This is a genomic window from Skermanella aerolata KACC 11604 (assembly GCF_000936425.1).
Classification (GTDB): Bacteria; Pseudomonadota; Alphaproteobacteria; order Azospirillales; family Azospirillaceae; genus Skermanella; species Skermanella aerolata.
This window is the reverse complement of sequence record NZ_AVFK01000003.1, coordinates 251,710-267,527: the sequence shown is the minus strand read 5'-3', so window position 1 is coordinate 267,527 and position 15,818 is coordinate 251,710. Positions and strand designations below refer to the sequence as shown.

The window sequence follows — 15,818 nt, the reverse complement described above, 5'->3', positions numbered from 1 at the left end:
GAATGCCATGACACATACTGGAAGCTGCTTCTGCGGCGCGGTCGAACTGGAAGTCACCGGATCGCCGGAAGCCATGGGATATTGTCACTGCCGGTCCTGCCGGTCCTGGTCGGCCGGACCGGTCAATGCGTTCAGCCTTTGGAGACCGGAAGCCGTCCGGGTGACGTCGGGGGCCGAGCATGTCGCGACGTTCCAGAAGACGGAACTCAGCCAGCGCCAGTATTGCTCCAAGTGCGGCGGCCACCTGATGACCAACCACCCGCCGCTGGGTCTGGTGGACGTCTACGCCGCGACGATCCCGACCCTGGCCTTCGCCCCCGCGGTCCACGTCAACTATGCGGAAACCGTGCTCCCGATGAAGGACGGGCTGCCCAAGCTCAAGGACTTTCCGGCCGAGTTCGGCGGATCGGGAGAGATGGTGCCGGAGTAAACAGACATGTCGGGCTGAAGCGGCCCGACATCTGATTTCAGGGGCCGAAGAGATTGACCTGTTAGGACAGTGTTTGTTGGGCCACGGCCCAACCTACAGGCTCCTGCTTCGTAGGTTGGGCCGTGGCCCAACACTTGCCGACCGCCGGTCAGCCTCTTGGGCTCTTGGTATAACGTTCCAGACCCAACGCGATCCGCTCCCTGAGCGCACCGCGATCGGCTTTTCCGGTGCGGCCCGCCGGAAGCTCGGCGGCGAAGTGGATGACGTCGGGCAGCTTGAACTTCTCGATCTTGTCGGACGCCCAGGCCAGCAGCGCCGGTTGATCGAGGAGGGCGCCCGGCTGCGGCACGATCAGGAGATGGATGCGCTCGCCGAGCAGCGGGTCCGGAACGCCCGTCGTCAAGGCGGCGGCCACGTCGGGATGCGACGCGAAGAGACGGTCGATCTCCAGCGGGACGATCTTGTTGCCGCCGCGCGAGATGACGTCCTTGGAGCGTCCGGCCAGTTCCACGAACCCATCGGCGCGCCGACGCGCGAGGTCGCCGGTCCGGAAGAAGCCGTCCTGGAAGGATGCCTGCGTCAGGTCCTCCTGGTCCAGGTATCCAACCATGCCGAACGGCGTCCGTATGCGGAGTTCGCCGACGCTGTCCGCCGAGGGATCGGCGATGCGGAACTCGACGCCCGGCGTCGGGCGGCCGATGGAACCGATGCCGCGCTCCAGGTCCTCCGGGCGAAGACAGAAGTCGCACGATCCCGTTTCGGTCAGTCCGTAAAGATCGTAGATGCCGGCACCGGGCCAAGCCGTCGCGATCCGCTGGCCCAGACCACTGCCGAGCGGTTCGCCGCCGGTAAGGACCTGCGCCAGCGCCGGAGCGCTGCCGGCGCCCTGGGCGTCCGCGAACAGCGCCCTCAGCATCGTCGGGACGAGGGCGGCACTGGTGATGCCGTCGTCGAGGGCGGCACGCGCGGCACCCGGCGTGAAGCGCGACATCAGCCGAAGATGCGCGCCGCTGAGGATGGACAGCAACCCGACCCAGATGCCGAAGATGAAGGTCACCTGCAAGGGCAGCAGGGTCCGCGTGTCCGGCGAGAACCGCAGGATTTCCTGCAAGGCGCGCATCTTGCCGGCGAAGCGCTCATGCTCCAGGACGACGCCCTTGGGCGTGCCGGTCGAGCCCGAGGTGAAGATGACCAGGGCGGCGCCGCGCAGCAGCGGGCGGTCCGGCGGGGTCAGGCCGGTCTCGCCGATGACGCCGCTCTCCCCCTCGACCACGATGCGGGCGGCCGTCCTCTCGACGAGCCCGCGCAGGACGGCATCGGGGACTCCGGCATGGACGGGGACGACGACCCCTCCGGCCATCCAGACCGCCAGGAACGTGGCGAAATCGGCCGGATGGTTCCGCACGCGGACCACGACCGGTTCATCCTGACGCAGCCCATGCCGGAGGAGGCCGTCGTGGACGGCGCTCGCATGATCCAGCAGGCCTGACGCGTCGAACGACGTTTCTCCCTCCTGGACGACAGGCGCACGCCCGTCCCGCAGGGCATCCAGCATGAGCGAGGCCAGCGCCGAGGTCATGCGCCCTGTTCCTTCGGAAAGCGCGCGTCGCGCCATGCCAGCGCCGCCCTCAACCCGTCGCGGCGGGCGATCTCCATGAACTGGATCTTGTCCGGAGACCCCTCCCCCTCGATCTGGAGGTCGATGTCCAATGCTGCTTCCAGCGCTTCGCCCATGCCCATGATCTCGAAGCTGCGGTTGAGCGCCCGCTTGGTCTGCCGCATCAGGCTGGGATCGACGGCGGCCAGATGCAGCGCCAGGGTCGTCGCGGCGGCTTCCAGATCGGCGGCGGGGACGATCCGGTTGACGACGCCGATCCGGTGAGCCTCGGCGGCCGATATCCGGTCGGCGCCTGTCATGATGATCTCCTTGGCGATCTTCGGCCCGACGATCCAGGGCAGCAGCATCACGACGATTCCGGCGCCGAACTTCAGTTCGGGTTCGCCGAACACCGCCGTATCCGCCGCCAGGGTCATGTCGCAGGCAAGCGCCAGTTCGAAGGCTCCGGCCAGGCAGTGGCCGTTGACGGCGGCGATGGTCGGTTTCGGAAAGTGCCAGAAGCGCAGGACGGTGTCGAAGTCCTTACGCAGGATGCCGCGCCACTGGCCGATGCCCTGGGGCCGCTTCTCCATCTGCTCCTTGAGGTCGAAGCCGGAGGAGAACGCGGTGCCGGCGCCGGTCACGACCACCGCCCTGATCGCCTCATCGGCCTCGGCGTCGTCGAGCGCCGCGTTTATCTCGCCGAGCATCGTTTGGTTGAGGGCATTCAGCCGTTCGGGCCGGTTGAGGACCAGCCACGCCACGCCGCCGCGTTTCTCGAGCTTGATCGTCGTGTAATCCATGGGTGGACTGCCTTTCCAGCTATGATATTGGCGTCGGCGATATCGGCGTCAGCGGCATCCGGCCGCGATCCGGTATGCCGCCGGGTCCCCGCGGAGACGGAGCATGGCGACGATGCCCAGGAACGGACCGACCGCGAGGATCGCGAAAGCATAGCGCCAACCGACGAGATCGACGACGAAGGGAATGAGGTGGATGCTGACCAGCGTCAGCAGGAAGCCGACGCAGGTCTGGATCGTGAGCATGGTGCCGATCAGGGATCGGTCGCTCAGCTCGGTCACGGTGGCGGAAAACTGGGCGGAGTCCGCGATGATGCTGATGCCCCAGACCAGGCCGACGGCGACGATCAGGGCCGGGGGGCCGCCGAAGAAAAAGCCGATGACCAGGGCACAGCTTCCGCTGACCGCCATCGACAGCGACGTCACCAGCGTCCGACCCCAACGGTCGGCAAGCCACCCTCCGCCCAGCGCACCGACTGCGCCCGCCCCGACGATGGCGAAGGTCGCCAGCTTGGCATAGAAGCCGGCATCCTCCCCCAGGGTGAGCGTAAAGCTCTCGTTGATGAACAGGGCGATCCAGGCCCACATGGCGTAGAGTTCCCACATGTGGCCCAGATAGCCGAGATTGGCCAGCCGCAGCGGGTAGTTGCGCCACGCCTCCAGAGCGTTCGCCAGCTTCAGCGGCGGCGCCTTGGCGACGTTGGGTCCGATGGCGACGAGCAGCACCAGCCCCCCTGCCAGCAGCGCGCCGGCGGATGCCGTCAGATAAGGGATGCGCCAGTCCACCCCGCCGAAAGCCGACAGGAGATGGGGCGACGCGGAGCCGAGCGTCAGCGCCGCGATCAGCAGGCCGATCAGCAATCCCATATCGCCCTTGACCCCGGCTTTGGTCCCGTTCCTGGCCCAGGTGGAGGCGATCTTCATGCCGACCGGATAGACGCCGGCCATGCACATCCCGGTGACGAAACGCAGGACCGGGATCATGACGCTGGTCGGTTCGAACGCCAGAACCGTCAGGTTGGCCGCCGCCGCGATAAGGGCGGAAACGCTGAACAGCCGGCGCAGATCCTTCCGGTCCGACAGGCTGAGCAGCGCGCTCAGCAGTGTCCCCGCGACGAAGCCCGCCTGGACGCTGCTGGTCAGCAAGGCTTCATGGAAGGCTCCCAGCTGCCAGTGGGCCTTGATGTCGGCCAGCGACGCCGTGGTCGCGAACCACACCGACATTGCGGCCACTTCGCTGATCAGCAGAAGGATCAGCGAAGCGGCTTTGCCGGTGCCGGGCGCCGCTGTAGTCACTTCGCCGCGGTCGCTTTGATCAGCGGGCATTCCGACGACGCCAGCGGGCGGAAGGCTTCGTCACCTGGAATGGTGTTGACCAGCTTGTAGTAGTCGTACGGCCCCTTGGACTCCGACGGCTTCTTGACTTCGAACAGGTACATGTCGTGGAGGGTACGGCCATCGGCGCGGATCGTGCTCTTGCCGAACAGCGGATCTTCGGCGGGCATGGTCTTCATCCGCTCGACCACCGCCTTGCCGCTGCGCGCTGCATCCTTGTCCGGCATCGCCGCCACCGCCTTCATCCAGTGGAGGATGGACGCGTAGGTCCCGGCCTGGTTCATGGTCGGATACTTGCCGCCGTTCCGCTGGACGAACCGCTTGGTCCAGGCCCGCGTACCGTCGTTGAGGTCCCAGTAGAAGGCCTCCGTCAGCAGCAGTCCCTGCGCGGTTTCCAGGCCGATCGAGTGGACGTCGGTCAGGAAGACCAGCAGGCCGGCCAGCTTCTGGCCGCCGCTGGTGATGCCGAACTCGGACGCCTGCTTGACCGTGGTGATGGTATCGCCGCCGGAACTGGCGAGCGCGACGATCTTTGCCCCGCTGCCCTGCGCCTGGAGCAGGAAGGAGGAGAAATCGTTGGTCTGGAACGGCGTCCGGACCCCGCCCAGGACCTTGCCGCCATTGGCGTCGATGATGCCGGTCGCATCGCGCTCCAGGGAATGGCCGAAGGCGTAGTCGGCCGTCAGGAAGTACCACGTGTCGCCGCCGGTCCCGATCACGGCCTTGGCCGTGCCGTTGGCGAGCGACCAGGTGTCGTAAGTCCAGTGGACGGTGTTTGGCGTGCAGCTCTTGCCCGTCAGGTCGGACGTGCCGGCGCTGGCGACCAGGAACACCTTGTCCATGTTCTTCGCGATCTCGGCGACGGCCAGCGCTATCGAGGAAGTCGGAACGTCGGCCACGACATCGACCTTTTCGCGGTCGAACCACTGCCGGGTGACGTTGGAGCCGATATCGGTCTTGTTCTGGTGGTCGGCGGCGATGATCTCGACCCGGAAGCCCTTTTCCTCGGGCTTGAAGTCCTCGACCGCCATCCTGGCCGCCTCGACCGAACCCAGCCCGGCGATGTCCGAATAGAGTCCGGACTGATCGTTGAGAACCCCGACCTTGAATACAGGAAGCTCCTGACCGGCGCTTGGAAGAGCCAGACATGTCAGGATCGCCGCCACGGCGGTAGCTGCCGGAAAACGCATCTCATTCCTCCCCGATTTATCGGGACCTGCGCCGTGGAACTCTGCGCAAGTGGAGCAGGCCCGCTATTCTTTCATGCGGTTCGTCGTCCGCGCGGAGCGCATCTGGAGCCCCGTGGCCCTGGTTCGTTTCGACACCGGACCAGTTCAGTTCACCGGACATACCGCTATTTGTCAAACAAATAATGGCATAACCTGAAATGGCCGGTTTCATGGGCCGGGCGCCAAGAACCGGCGGCTTGCGCCGCCCGGTCTTTGTGTCATTCGGGGAATGAACGGAGGGAAAAGCCGATGCTTAGGCGACGACCGGAGGACCATGACCAACCGGCCGGACGCCTGGTCGATCCAGCGGTCCGCTACGACCATAATGGCGTCGGTCGCAGGCTGGAAGGTGCCGGCCTTCACCAGAGGGCGACCGACCCGCCAGACGCAACGAACAGCTTCCGGTATCGCCAGCGAGCGCCGGGACGCCGGTCCCGCGTCGACCGCTTCAACCCGGTGCGTACCGGCTCAAAGCCTTCGGTTGCTTGCAGCGGGCTATCCCTTCGATCCGGAAGACCGTGCCCTTGCCGGGCGAGGACGAGATTTCGATCCGGTGGCCGAGAAGGGCCGTCAGGCGGTCGACGATCGCCAGTCCGATGCCGAAGCCCTCGATGGCCCTGTGGGACTTCTTATGGCTCCGATGAAACTCCCGGAATATCTCACCGAACTGATCGGCCGGTATGCCGATCCCGGTGTCCCACACCTCGATACTCATCTCCTCTCCCTGCCTGCGGCATCCGATCAGGACCCGCCCTCGCTCCGTATAGCGGATGGCATTGGAGATGAGGTTACGCAGGATCCGCTCCAGGAGAAGCGGATCGCTGCGCACTTCCAAGCCGGACCGGACGACGATGATTCCCAGATTCTTCTCGGCAGCCTGGGGAGAGAACTCGTCGCCGAGCCTTTCGAGCAGTTCGCCCACCGCTGTCCGGCGGATGTCCGGTTCGATCACCCCGGCATCCAGCTTCGAGAGGTGGATGACCGCTTCCAGGAGATTTGCCAGCGACAGAACAGATTGCTGGATCAGCTTGACCAGGTTCTTCGCTCCGGGATCGTCCACGCGGTTGCCCAGGAGCTTGGCGAACAGTGCCAGCGCCTGAACGGGCTGGCGAAGATCGTGGCTGGCGGCGGCAAAGAGGCTGGTCTTCGCCCGGCTTGCCTGCTCGGCCGCCAACTTGTCCGAAAGCAGTCGTGCTTCGGCCCGTTTCTGTTCGGTGACGTCCCTGGCAACGCACAGAATACCGATCGTTTCGCCGCTCTCCGAGCACAGCGGAACCTTGAGCTTCTCGATGACCGCTCCACCGTTTGCCAGCCTGAGCGGTTGCTCGACGCTGAGCAGTACCTTGCCGGTCGTCATGACATGCTCGTCCTCGCGGCGGACGGCCTCGGCATCCGACTTCTCCATGATATCGTAGTCGGTGATGCCCGGGACCGCTTGAAACGACGCAAGTCCGACAACCTCGGCGAAAATCCTGTTTCCACCCAGGTATCGGGAGTGCCGGTCCTTCCAGTAGACGGCGTGAGGGAGTTGATTGAGGATCAGCCAGAGACGGTCGCCGGCCGGCCCGAATGCCGATCCTTCGAGTGGCAGCATGGACCTTTGGGTGACGTGGATCACGGCTCCGGTCGCCTCATCCACATCGCTCGTCCTTACCGGTTCGATCATGACGTCGAACGAACGGCCGCGGATATGGAGCTCGGTGGTATGCGGCGCACCGGAGGCTAACGCCGAGGTCACCGCGTCGTGCAGCAAGGTGCCGTGAGATCCGGCGACTTCACCGATGCTCATGCCGCGGATGGCCCCGGGCAAGACGTCAAGAAGGTCGGCGGCGGCATGACTGGCCATTTCGACCCTGCCCTTTCCGTCGACCAGAACCAGAGGGTATCGAACCGTCTTCAGTACGCCGCCAAGGAATGACCCGTTTCGCTTCATCTTCAACCTTCAAGCGACCTTCGGGCAACAAGCGGGAGAGACCGGGGAATTGACGTGGCCGTCGAACAGGTTCTTAGGATTCTTCCTGTTCAAAACTGATTTTGGGCATCTTCTGACGAGTTTCCGGATCATGCCTGCCATTATCCTCATCTATGGGATCGCCTGAACCAGTTGCCGTCGATGGGGAGGCAAGACCGCAAGGTCCGCCGGGCCGTCACAACCCGGCACCCCGACTAGGTCTTCCACAGTCGAGAACTTGGTATTCAAGATATCGAACGCGATGGTTTTGCGGCGCGGCAGCGTCCGGCAAGGCAAAATGGAATAGGTCAAGGACTGTGGTCGATACGGACGCAACGTTTCCTCCGCAAGAAACTCGGCAATCTCCAGGTCGAATCTTCTGGTCTCGCCCTAATTTTTAAACAATCCGCATATCATATACCAACGGCAAACCCCCATCCCGCAAGAATCTTTAGGCAGGGGGAATAGGACCTTGTGGAATTCGCAATCCTTGCGCCTGTGCTGTCGGGATATGCACAGTCGAGACGGCTATAAATTCTCTCTGCTTATATGTTACGAGTAACCCCTACGGCTTTATTTCAACGTTTGAATAAGCCGATAAGGGATCAGAAGTATCGATAGGGCAGCTTCTGCGGCCCTATCGCCTCACGGCCACCTAGAGAACGAGTGAATTTCACCAGGCACCGTACCCCAGACAACCCACCAGGGCATGAATGACGTCAAGGACCTTACGCCACGTGATCAGGGAGCTGAAAGCGGACGAAAATGGGTAATCGTCAGCTACAATCCCCCGATTGCGTACCCGAAGGTTTCACCGGACCGCCGTGCCCGGTCGATGAGCCGCAGCGACTGATCGCCCTGAAGCGTTATGCCTTGCTCGACACGCCGCCCGAAGATGCATTCGACCGCATCACCCGGCTGGCGGCAAGGGTCTTCGGGATGCCGATCTCGCTGATCTCGCTGATCGACGAGACCCGCCAATGGTTCAAGTCCCGCCATGGATTCGAAGATCCCTGGACTCGGCGCGAGGTTGCATTCTGCTCCTACACGATCCTCGACACCAAAACCCTGGTGGTTGGCGATGCGTCGAAGGACGATCGGTTCAGCACCAATCCGCTCGTGACCGGCGATCCGAACATCAGGTTCTATGCCGGGGCCCCGCTGGTGACACCGGAGGGGCATGTCCTCGGCACCCTATGCGTGATCGACAGTCAGCCGCACACTGATTTCAGCGCAGAGCAGCAGCAGCTTCTTCAGGACCTCGCCGATCTCGTGATGACCGAACTCGAGGGCCGCTCGAGCCTACTGGCGCTGAGGCAGGAAATCCGCGAGCACAAGAAAACGGAAAGGCGGCTGCACAAGTCCCTGGCCGAGACGGAAAGCTTGCTGCGGGAAGTACACCATCGGGTCCGAAACAATCTTCAGGTCGTGGACACCTTGCTGGCGCTTCAAATCCGGCAAACTCCCGCCTTGACCGAAGATTTGAAGGAACTGCGGCACAGGCTTCATTGCCTGGGCATGATCCACCATAAGCTCATGCGATCGCCTGACTTGCAGACGATCAATCTAAACGAACTCATCCAGGACCTTTGTCAATCCCTGGCGCACCTGTACCGTTCGCGGCAAGGTGAAATAACTTTGAATGTCGCCGTCGAACCCCGCGACGCCGCGGTCAGGATAGACTTCGCGATATCGCTTGGATTGCTGACGACGGAGCTGGTAACCAACGCCTACAAACATGCCTTCCCGCCGCAACGGCACGGCACCATCGATGTGGCGCTGATCGTCATGGCCGATTGTCAGGCCCGTCTTACCGTGACCGACGACGGTATCGGCAAGGCCGCCGGCTCCCCGCCCGCCAGGATAGGGCAGCAGATCATCTCCGAACTGGTTGATCAGCTGGGTGGCGTGATGACCTTGGACCGGACCCGCGGCACCGAAGTTTCCGTGACGTTTCCCTGCCCGACAGAACTGCCATGCTGACCGGCGATACACCCATCCTGGTCGTGGACGATGACAACCTCGTTCGTCTCGGGATCCGGATGACCTTGGAGGATGCGGGATTCAGGAACATCCAGGTCGCCAAGACGGGTGCTGCGGCTGTCGAGATGGCGGTCCGGCACCAGCCCCGGCTGATCCTGATGGATGTCCGCCTGGGAACCGGCATCGACGGGGTGGAGGCCGTTCGGCAGATCCGGAAGGTCCATACCTGCGACGTCATCTTCCTGACCGGATCGAACGAAACCGCCACGCGCATCCGGGTCGATGCCACGGTACCCAGCGGCGTGCTGGTCAAGCCGATCCTGCCCGAGCACCTGATCGAAGCCCTCGAAGCCTTGTAGGCTGTTCGCGGCCGGAGGATTGCCGGCGGCGCATGCACATCAGCCGCCCCGCACCCGGGCCGGATTGCCGACCACCGTGGCGCCGGGCGGGACGTTGCGGGTGACGACGCTGCCCGCGCCGATGATCGCGTCGTCACCGACATCGACGCCGGGCAGGATGATGGCGCCGCCGCCGATCCACACGTTGCGGCCGATCCGGATCGGGCGGCCGAACTCCAGTCCCGATTCCCGTTCGGCGCCGCCGCGCGGGTGGTCGGCGGTCAGTATCTGCACGCCCGGCCCGATCTGCGTCTTGTCGCCGATGGTGACCGCGACGACGTCCAGGATCACGCAGTTGAAGTTCAGGAAGACGCCGGTGCCTAAGCTGATGTTGTAGCCGTAGTCGCAGTGGAACGGCGGACGTATGGTGGAACCGTCTCCGACGGCGGCGAACCGCTCCCGCAGCAGTTCCCTCCGTTCCGTGACCGGCATGGCGAGCGCCGCGTTGTACCGGACCATCCAGTCCTTGGCAGCGGCGAGATCGGCCTGAAGTTCGGGGTCGCCCGCATCGTACAGGTCGCCGGCCAGCATCTTTTCCTTTTCGCTGCGCCCATCGGTTTGCCCCATAGGTCGTCCCCCCTTCATTTTGCCTGATCCTTGAACAACCGGCCCCGCCGAACGGCCTCAAACCCGACTTCGTTCTTGACGCCGCCCGGCAGCGTGTCAGCCTGTCGTCCACGGCCCCGTCCGACACTCAATCCCGCCAGCCCATCCCGCCAGTTGAACAGTGATCCCGATGAAGTCAAACTCCGAAATCACGCGTCTCGGCGCAACCGAACTTCAGCACAGGCTGCACCGCGGCGACCTGCTGGCAGCCGATGTCGCGGCGGCGCACCTCGAGGCCATTGCGGAACGGGACGGCGATGTCCTGGCCTGGACCTTTCTCGACCCGGACCACGTCATGCGCCAGGCCCGGACGCTCGACGAACTCCGCGCCGGCGGGAAGCCGGTCGGGCCGCTCCACGGCATTCCCGTCGGGCTGAAGGACATCATAGACACCGGCGATATGCCGACCTGCAACGGCACGCCGCTGGACGCCGGCCGGCGGCCTAGGGACGACGCCTTCGTCGCGGCGCTGCTGCGGGAGGCGGGTGCCATCGTCATGGGCAAGACGGCGACGACCGAACTCGCCGTCATGAACCCCTGCGCCACCCGCAATCCCCACGATTTGGGACGAACGCCGGGCGGCTCGTCTTCCGGCTCGGCGGCGGCTGTCGCGTCTTTCATGATACCGCTGGCGCTCGGCACCCAGACCAACGGCTCAGTGATCCGCCCGGCATCGTTCTGCGGCGTCGTGGGCTACAAGCCAAGCCGCGGCATGGTCTCGCGGCGCGGCGTGCTCACCCAGTCGCCGACGCTCGACTCCGTCGGCGTCTTCGCCCGCAGCGTCGACGACGCGGCCCTTATTGCCGATGTGCTGGCCGTCTACGACGGCGGGGACAAGGCGATGCGGTTGCAGGCCAAGCCCCGCCTGCTCGACGCCGCGACATCCGCGCCACCCCGCAAGCCGGCACTGGCGTTCGTCCGGACGCCGGTCTGGGACCGGGCGGAACCGGCGGCTCAGGCGGCATTCGCCCGCCTCGGCGAATTGCTCGGCGCCGTCGTCGAGGAGGTGGAGCTCCCCCGCGATTTCGACGATGCGCACCGGCTGCACCGCACGATCATGCTTGCCGACATCGCCCGCAACTTCGGCCGCTACGAGGTAAAGGGCCGCGACCGGCTGAGTGCTGTGCTCAGCGGCATGATCGACGAAGGCCGCACGGTGCCGGCGATCGATTACATCCTGGCCCAGGACCGCGTCGAAGTCCTGAACGACGCGCTGGACAGCATATTCGACCGGTACGACGCGATCCTGACGCCCGCCACGACCGGCGAAGCGCCGCTCGGCCTGACCGCGACGGGCGATCCTACTTTCTGCACCATCTGGACCTATTGCGGTGTTCCTGCGGTCACCCTGCCCCTGCTGCGGGGAGAGAACGGGATGCCGGTCGGCGTCCAGCTGGTCGGCCGCCGGGGCGACGACGCCCGGCTGCTGCGGACCGCGAACTGGCTGACGCGGCACTTGACGCAAAGCGGGACGGCGCCGGCAAGGTGATGCGGCTGACAAACCTCATGGTTTTACTAAAAATCCCCCGGAACACAGGAGGGCACCGGGAGCACGTAGTTTATGGAAATTCCTGACGGTATGACATTCGTAACCGTCAGGCCGGTCTCGATACCTTCACTTGCATAACTACATATGACGGCTACACTTTCCCGCACGGCCTTACAGCAGAGAGGCGGCCATCCGGCCGAACAGATATGCGTCGTTACCGCCGAGCCAAGATCGTCGCCACCGTAGGTCCCGCAAGCTCTTCGCCCGAGATGCTGAAGAAGCTCAACGAGGCAGGTGTCGACACATTCCGGCTTAACTTCAGCCATGGCACCCACGACGACCACGCCAGGGTCCATGCCGCCATCCGGGCGCTGGAACGGGAGGTCGGGCGTCCCATCGGCATTCTCCAAGACCTTCAGGGTCCCAAGATCCGCGTCGGCACCATCCGCGACGGCAGGATCGAGGTCGAAACCGGCGAGACGATCCGCTTCGTGCGCTCCGGCAACGACGGCGACCGGAACTCCATCCCGCTTCCCCATCCCGAAATCTTCGCCGCCGTAATGCCCGGGCACGACCTGCTGATCGACGACGGCCGCGTGCGCGTCCGCGTCTCTGGCCTCGGCGACGACTGGATCGAGGCGCGCGTCGTCGTCGGCGGCGCCATCTCCAACCGCAAGGGCATCAACCTGCCCAGTACGGTGCTGGACCTGTCGCCACTTACCGCCAAGGACCGCGCCGACCTCGCCTTCGGCCTGGATCTCGGCGTCGACTGGGTGGCATTGTCCTTCGTGCAGAAGCCTGGCGACCTTCTGGAGGCACGCGGCTTGGTCGGCGACCGCGCCGGACTGATGTCGAAGATCGAGAAGCCGTCCGCCCTCGACCATATCGAGGACATCATCCGCCTGTCCGACGCCGTGATGGTCGCGCGCGGCGACCTTGGCGTCGAGATCCCGCACGAGGAAGTCCCCGGCCGCCAGAAGGAACTGGTCCGCGCCTGCCGCCTTGCGGTCAAGCCGGTGATCGTCGCGACCCAGATGCTCGACAGCATGGTCGCGGCGCCGACGCCGACACGGGCCGAAGCGTCCGACGTGGCGACCGCGATCTACGACGGCGCCGACGCCGTCATGCTGTCGGCCGAATCCGCGACCGGACGCTACCCGATCGAAGCCGTTGGCATGATGGACCGGATCATCCGCAGCACCGAACAGCACAAGCTCTACCGCTCGATCATCGACGCCACCAAGCCCGGCGAGGAACAGACCGCCCCCCATGCGGTCGCCGCCGCCGCCGCCGATCTGGCTGAGGCGATCCACGCCCCCGCCATCGTCGCCTTCACGTCCAGCGGCACGACTGCCGCCCGCATCGCGCGCAAGCGCCCGGCCGTGCCGATCGTGGCCCTGACCCCCGATGAGAGGGTATCCCGGCAGCTCTGCCTGCTGTGGGGCGCCCACAGCATCCTGTCGGAAGACATCAAGACCTACGAGGAGATGGTCCAGCGCGCAGCGGCGACCGCCCACTCGGAAGGCTTCGCCAAGCCGACCGACAACATCGTCGTCGTCGCCGGCATCCCGTTCGCCCAGGCCGGCACCACCAACAACCTCCGGGTGGTGCAGGTGGACAGGGGTTCTTGAACTCCGCTCTCCCCGTGCGGCCATGACGCAGGATAAAACCAATCGCATATGTCTAAAATTGCTTCCTTCCGGTGACGCGTACCACCATACAGGGTCCGCGTTACCGGAAGTGGGGAAACGACATGCGCGAGAACGACAGGATGACGGATGCGACGGCGGACGCTGAATTCTTCAGCATCGACGGGGATGTAACGCAACGTCTGAAGGTCATGGCTCCCGCCATCATGGCGGCACTGGACCGCGCCCTGGACGGTTTCTACGACAAGCTTGAACAGGACCCTGCCATGTCGGCGCTGGTCTCCGAAGCGGGCGGACACCAGCGGCTGAAGAAGGCGCAGGCCGAACATTGGCGCGGCCTCCTGACGGCCGGGTTCGGTGAAGCCTACCGCGAGCGGACCGTCCGGATCGGAGCGGCGCACGAGCGCATCGGGCTCGATCCCACACGCTATCTGGGCGGCTACCTGTTCCTGGCGGAACGCATGCTCGACGCCGTGCTGGCGCGCCATCCCTTCGCCTCACGCGCCTCCGCCGACGCCAAGGCGGTGCTGCGGGCGCTTCTCTACGATGTCAGCCTGTCGATCTCGGCCTATGTCCAACGGGGAGCGGCGGAAGCCTTCAAGAGCGAGATCCTGACGCTCTCCGACATGGTGGAGCGCGAGGCGATGCACACGATAGGCGAAGTCGCCCACAAGGCCGCACGCTTCTCGCAGGTCGCCCGGCTGGTCGCGTCCAACAGCCGGGTGCTGGAAGAGGCCGTGACCGAAATGGCGAACGCCGCCGAATCCGTCTCGGCCGAAGTGTCTTCGGCAGCCAAGGCGGCCCATCGGCTGCTCACCCTGGGCGACACGATCGGCAGCCGGGCGGTCGAGGCGTCGGGCGTCACGGGGGATGCCGCCGTGCGCACGCGCGAGGCGACCGTTTCCGTCGAGTCCCTGACCCAGTCCGCCGACAAGATCAACGAAGTCGTCGTACTGATCCGCAACATCGCCAGCCAGACCAGGCTGCTGGCGCTCAACGCCACCATCGAGGCGGCACGGGCCGGCGAGGCTGGCAGAGGTTTCGCCATCGTCGCCGACGAGGTGAAGAGCCTTGCCGGCCAGACGGAGTCCAGTCTGGCCGGCGTCGCCGCCCAGGCCGACGGCATCCGCGACGGCACCGCCGCGACCGCAGCCACCATGGCGGGCGTGGCCGCGGCCATCGGCCGGGCGAACGAGGCGGCGCAGGCGGTTTCGGCATCGACCCACGAACAGCGCGACGCGGCCGCCGTGATCGAGGAACGCATGTCGTCGGTAGCAGGCGCCGCGACGCAGGTCGCCGGTCGGCTCCAGGACGTCGCTCGCAACGCCGAGAGCAACCGCCAGTCGGCCCTGGCCCTGGCCTCGATGTCCAGCCTGCTGAACACCGACATGACTGCGATGAGGGAGCGCATCGTGCGGATCGTCGCGACCTCGACCGTCAAGGACGACCATGTCCGCGTCCCGGTCGCCCTGCCGGCCATGATGACTCCGGAGAACGCCGTCGCCATCCCGTCCGTCGTCGTCGACCTATCGACGGTCGGAGCGCTGGTCCGCCCGCGCAACGGCGCGCCCCCGCCCGACCTGACGCTCGGCAGCATCATCTCGGTCGCCATCGACGGCGTGGGCGTCTTCCAGGCACGCGCCCTGATGCCCGCCGCCGGCGCCCTGCACGTCCAGTTCGTCAAGCTGACCGACGCGCTGAGGACGGCGATAGTCGCCGTGGTCGAGCGCACGGCCGAACGCGACCGCCGCATGGTGGCCATCTGCTCGGCCGCCGCCGCCAAGGCGTCCCATGCCTTCGACGAGGCGTTCCGCTCCGGCCGCATCGACGAAGATTCCCTGTTCGACGAGGACTACCGGGAAATTCCCGGCACGGATCCGGTCCAGCACTCCTCCCGCTTCCTGGCCCTGGCGGACGAGATCCTGCCGGGCTTGCAGGAACCGGTCCTGGCGCAGGCGCCCGGCATCGTCTTCTGCGCAGCGGTCGACCGGAACGGCTACATCCCGACGCACAACAAGTCCTGCTCCCTGCCGCAGCGTCCCGGCGACGCCGACTGGAATACCGCCAACTCCCGCAACCGCCGCATTTTCGATGACCGCGCCGGCCTGCTCGCCGCCCACAACCGCTCGCCCAGCTTCTGCCAGACCTACGACCGCGACATGGGCGGCGGGCAGGTGGTCTTCCTCAAGGAAGCCGACTGCCCGATCATGGTGGACGATATGCACTGGGGGAACATGAGGCTGGCCTACGAGGCTTGAGCCTTCAACTCATATGATGACTGCTTGCACCAATCTCATCATAGGAGTAGTGGTTTACCAAAGGACCGCGCGACAGCGGCCGATAAGGACATG

The 15,818-nt window shown here is 65.2% G+C and carries 12 protein-coding genes; 6 read left to right on the top strand and 6 right to left on the bottom strand.

Features of this window, described 5'->3' with window-relative positions:
- The first annotated feature begins 7 nt into the window (after positions 1-7).
- A complete protein-coding gene (locus tag N826_RS06430) occupies positions 8-430 on the top strand; it encodes a GFA family protein (protein ID WP_044426782.1) in 423 nt (140 codons plus the stop codon).
- A 148-nt stretch (positions 431-578) separates the two neighbouring features.
- Here N826_RS06430 and N826_RS06425 read toward each other — a convergent pair whose 3' ends face one another.
- The 5 genes from N826_RS06425 to N826_RS06405 form a co-directional block, all read right to left on the bottom strand.
- Positions 579-2,009, bottom strand: a complete 1,431-nt coding sequence (locus tag N826_RS06425) for a class I adenylate-forming enzyme family protein (RefSeq protein WP_044426779.1) — start codon at positions 2,007-2,009, stop codon at positions 579-581.
- Positions 2,006-2,830: an enoyl-CoA hydratase/isomerase family protein gene (locus N826_RS06420; RefSeq protein ID WP_044426776.1), complete on the bottom strand. Its 825-nt coding sequence runs from the start codon at positions 2,828-2,830 to the stop codon at positions 2,006-2,008. The genes N826_RS06425 and N826_RS06420 overlap by 4 nt, the downstream gene beginning before the upstream one ends.
- A gap of 48 nt (positions 2,831-2,878) precedes the next feature.
- Positions 2,879-4,153, bottom strand: coding sequence for an MFS transporter (locus tag N826_RS06415; protein WP_044426912.1), 1,275 nt, complete (start codon positions 4,151-4,153; stop codon positions 2,879-2,881).
- Positions 4,120-5,352: an ABC transporter substrate-binding protein gene (locus N826_RS06410; protein ID WP_044426773.1), complete on the bottom strand. Its 1,233-nt coding sequence runs from the start codon at positions 5,350-5,352 to the stop codon at positions 4,120-4,122. The genes N826_RS06415 and N826_RS06410 overlap by 34 nt, the downstream gene beginning before the upstream one ends.
- Before the next feature lie 487 nt (positions 5,353-5,839).
- Positions 5,840-7,324: an ATP-binding protein gene (locus N826_RS06405; protein WP_052830879.1), complete on the bottom strand. Its 1,485-nt coding sequence runs from the start codon at positions 7,322-7,324 to the stop codon at positions 5,840-5,842.
- 783 nt (positions 7,325-8,107) lie between these two features.
- On the opposite strand from N826_RS06405, the gene N826_RS39715 reads away from it, so the two are divergent.
- A complete protein-coding gene (locus N826_RS39715; RefSeq protein ID WP_052830878.1) occupies positions 8,108-9,325 on the top strand; it encodes a GAF domain-containing protein in 1,218 nt (405 codons plus the stop codon).
- A complete protein-coding gene (locus N826_RS06395; RefSeq protein ID WP_044426771.1) occupies positions 9,319-9,684 on the top strand; it encodes a response regulator in 366 nt (121 codons plus the stop codon). The genes N826_RS39715 and N826_RS06395 overlap by 7 nt, the downstream gene beginning before the upstream one ends.
- Before the next feature lie 39 nt (positions 9,685-9,723).
- Here the strand turns inward: N826_RS06395 and N826_RS06390 are convergent, their stop codons facing one another.
- On the bottom strand, positions 9,724-10,290 hold the full coding sequence (locus N826_RS06390; protein WP_044426768.1) for a sugar O-acetyltransferase: 567 nt from the start codon (positions 10,288-10,290) through the stop codon (positions 9,724-9,726).
- A gap of 169 nt (positions 10,291-10,459) precedes the next feature.
- On the opposite strand from N826_RS06390, the gene N826_RS06385 reads away from it, so the two are divergent.
- The 3 genes from N826_RS06385 to N826_RS39710 all read left to right on the top strand — a co-directional run bounded on the left by N826_RS06385 (position 10,460) and on the right by N826_RS39710 (position 15,725).
- Complete coding sequence (locus N826_RS06385) at positions 10,460-11,818, top strand: amidase (RefSeq protein ID WP_044426765.1); 1,359 nt, start codon at positions 10,460-10,462, stop codon at positions 11,816-11,818.
- A gap of 206 nt (positions 11,819-12,024) precedes the next feature.
- On the top strand, positions 12,025-13,449 hold the full coding sequence (gene pyk, locus N826_RS06380; protein ID WP_044426763.1) for a pyruvate kinase: 1,425 nt from the start codon (positions 12,025-12,027) through the stop codon (positions 13,447-13,449).
- Between the two features lie 122 nt (positions 13,450-13,571).
- Positions 13,572-15,725 (top strand): globin-coupled sensor protein, encoded by a 2,154-nt coding sequence (locus N826_RS39710; protein ID WP_052830877.1) that lies wholly within the window; start codon positions 13,572-13,574, stop codon positions 15,723-15,725.
- The last annotated feature ends 93 nt before the right edge of the window (positions 15,726-15,818 follow it).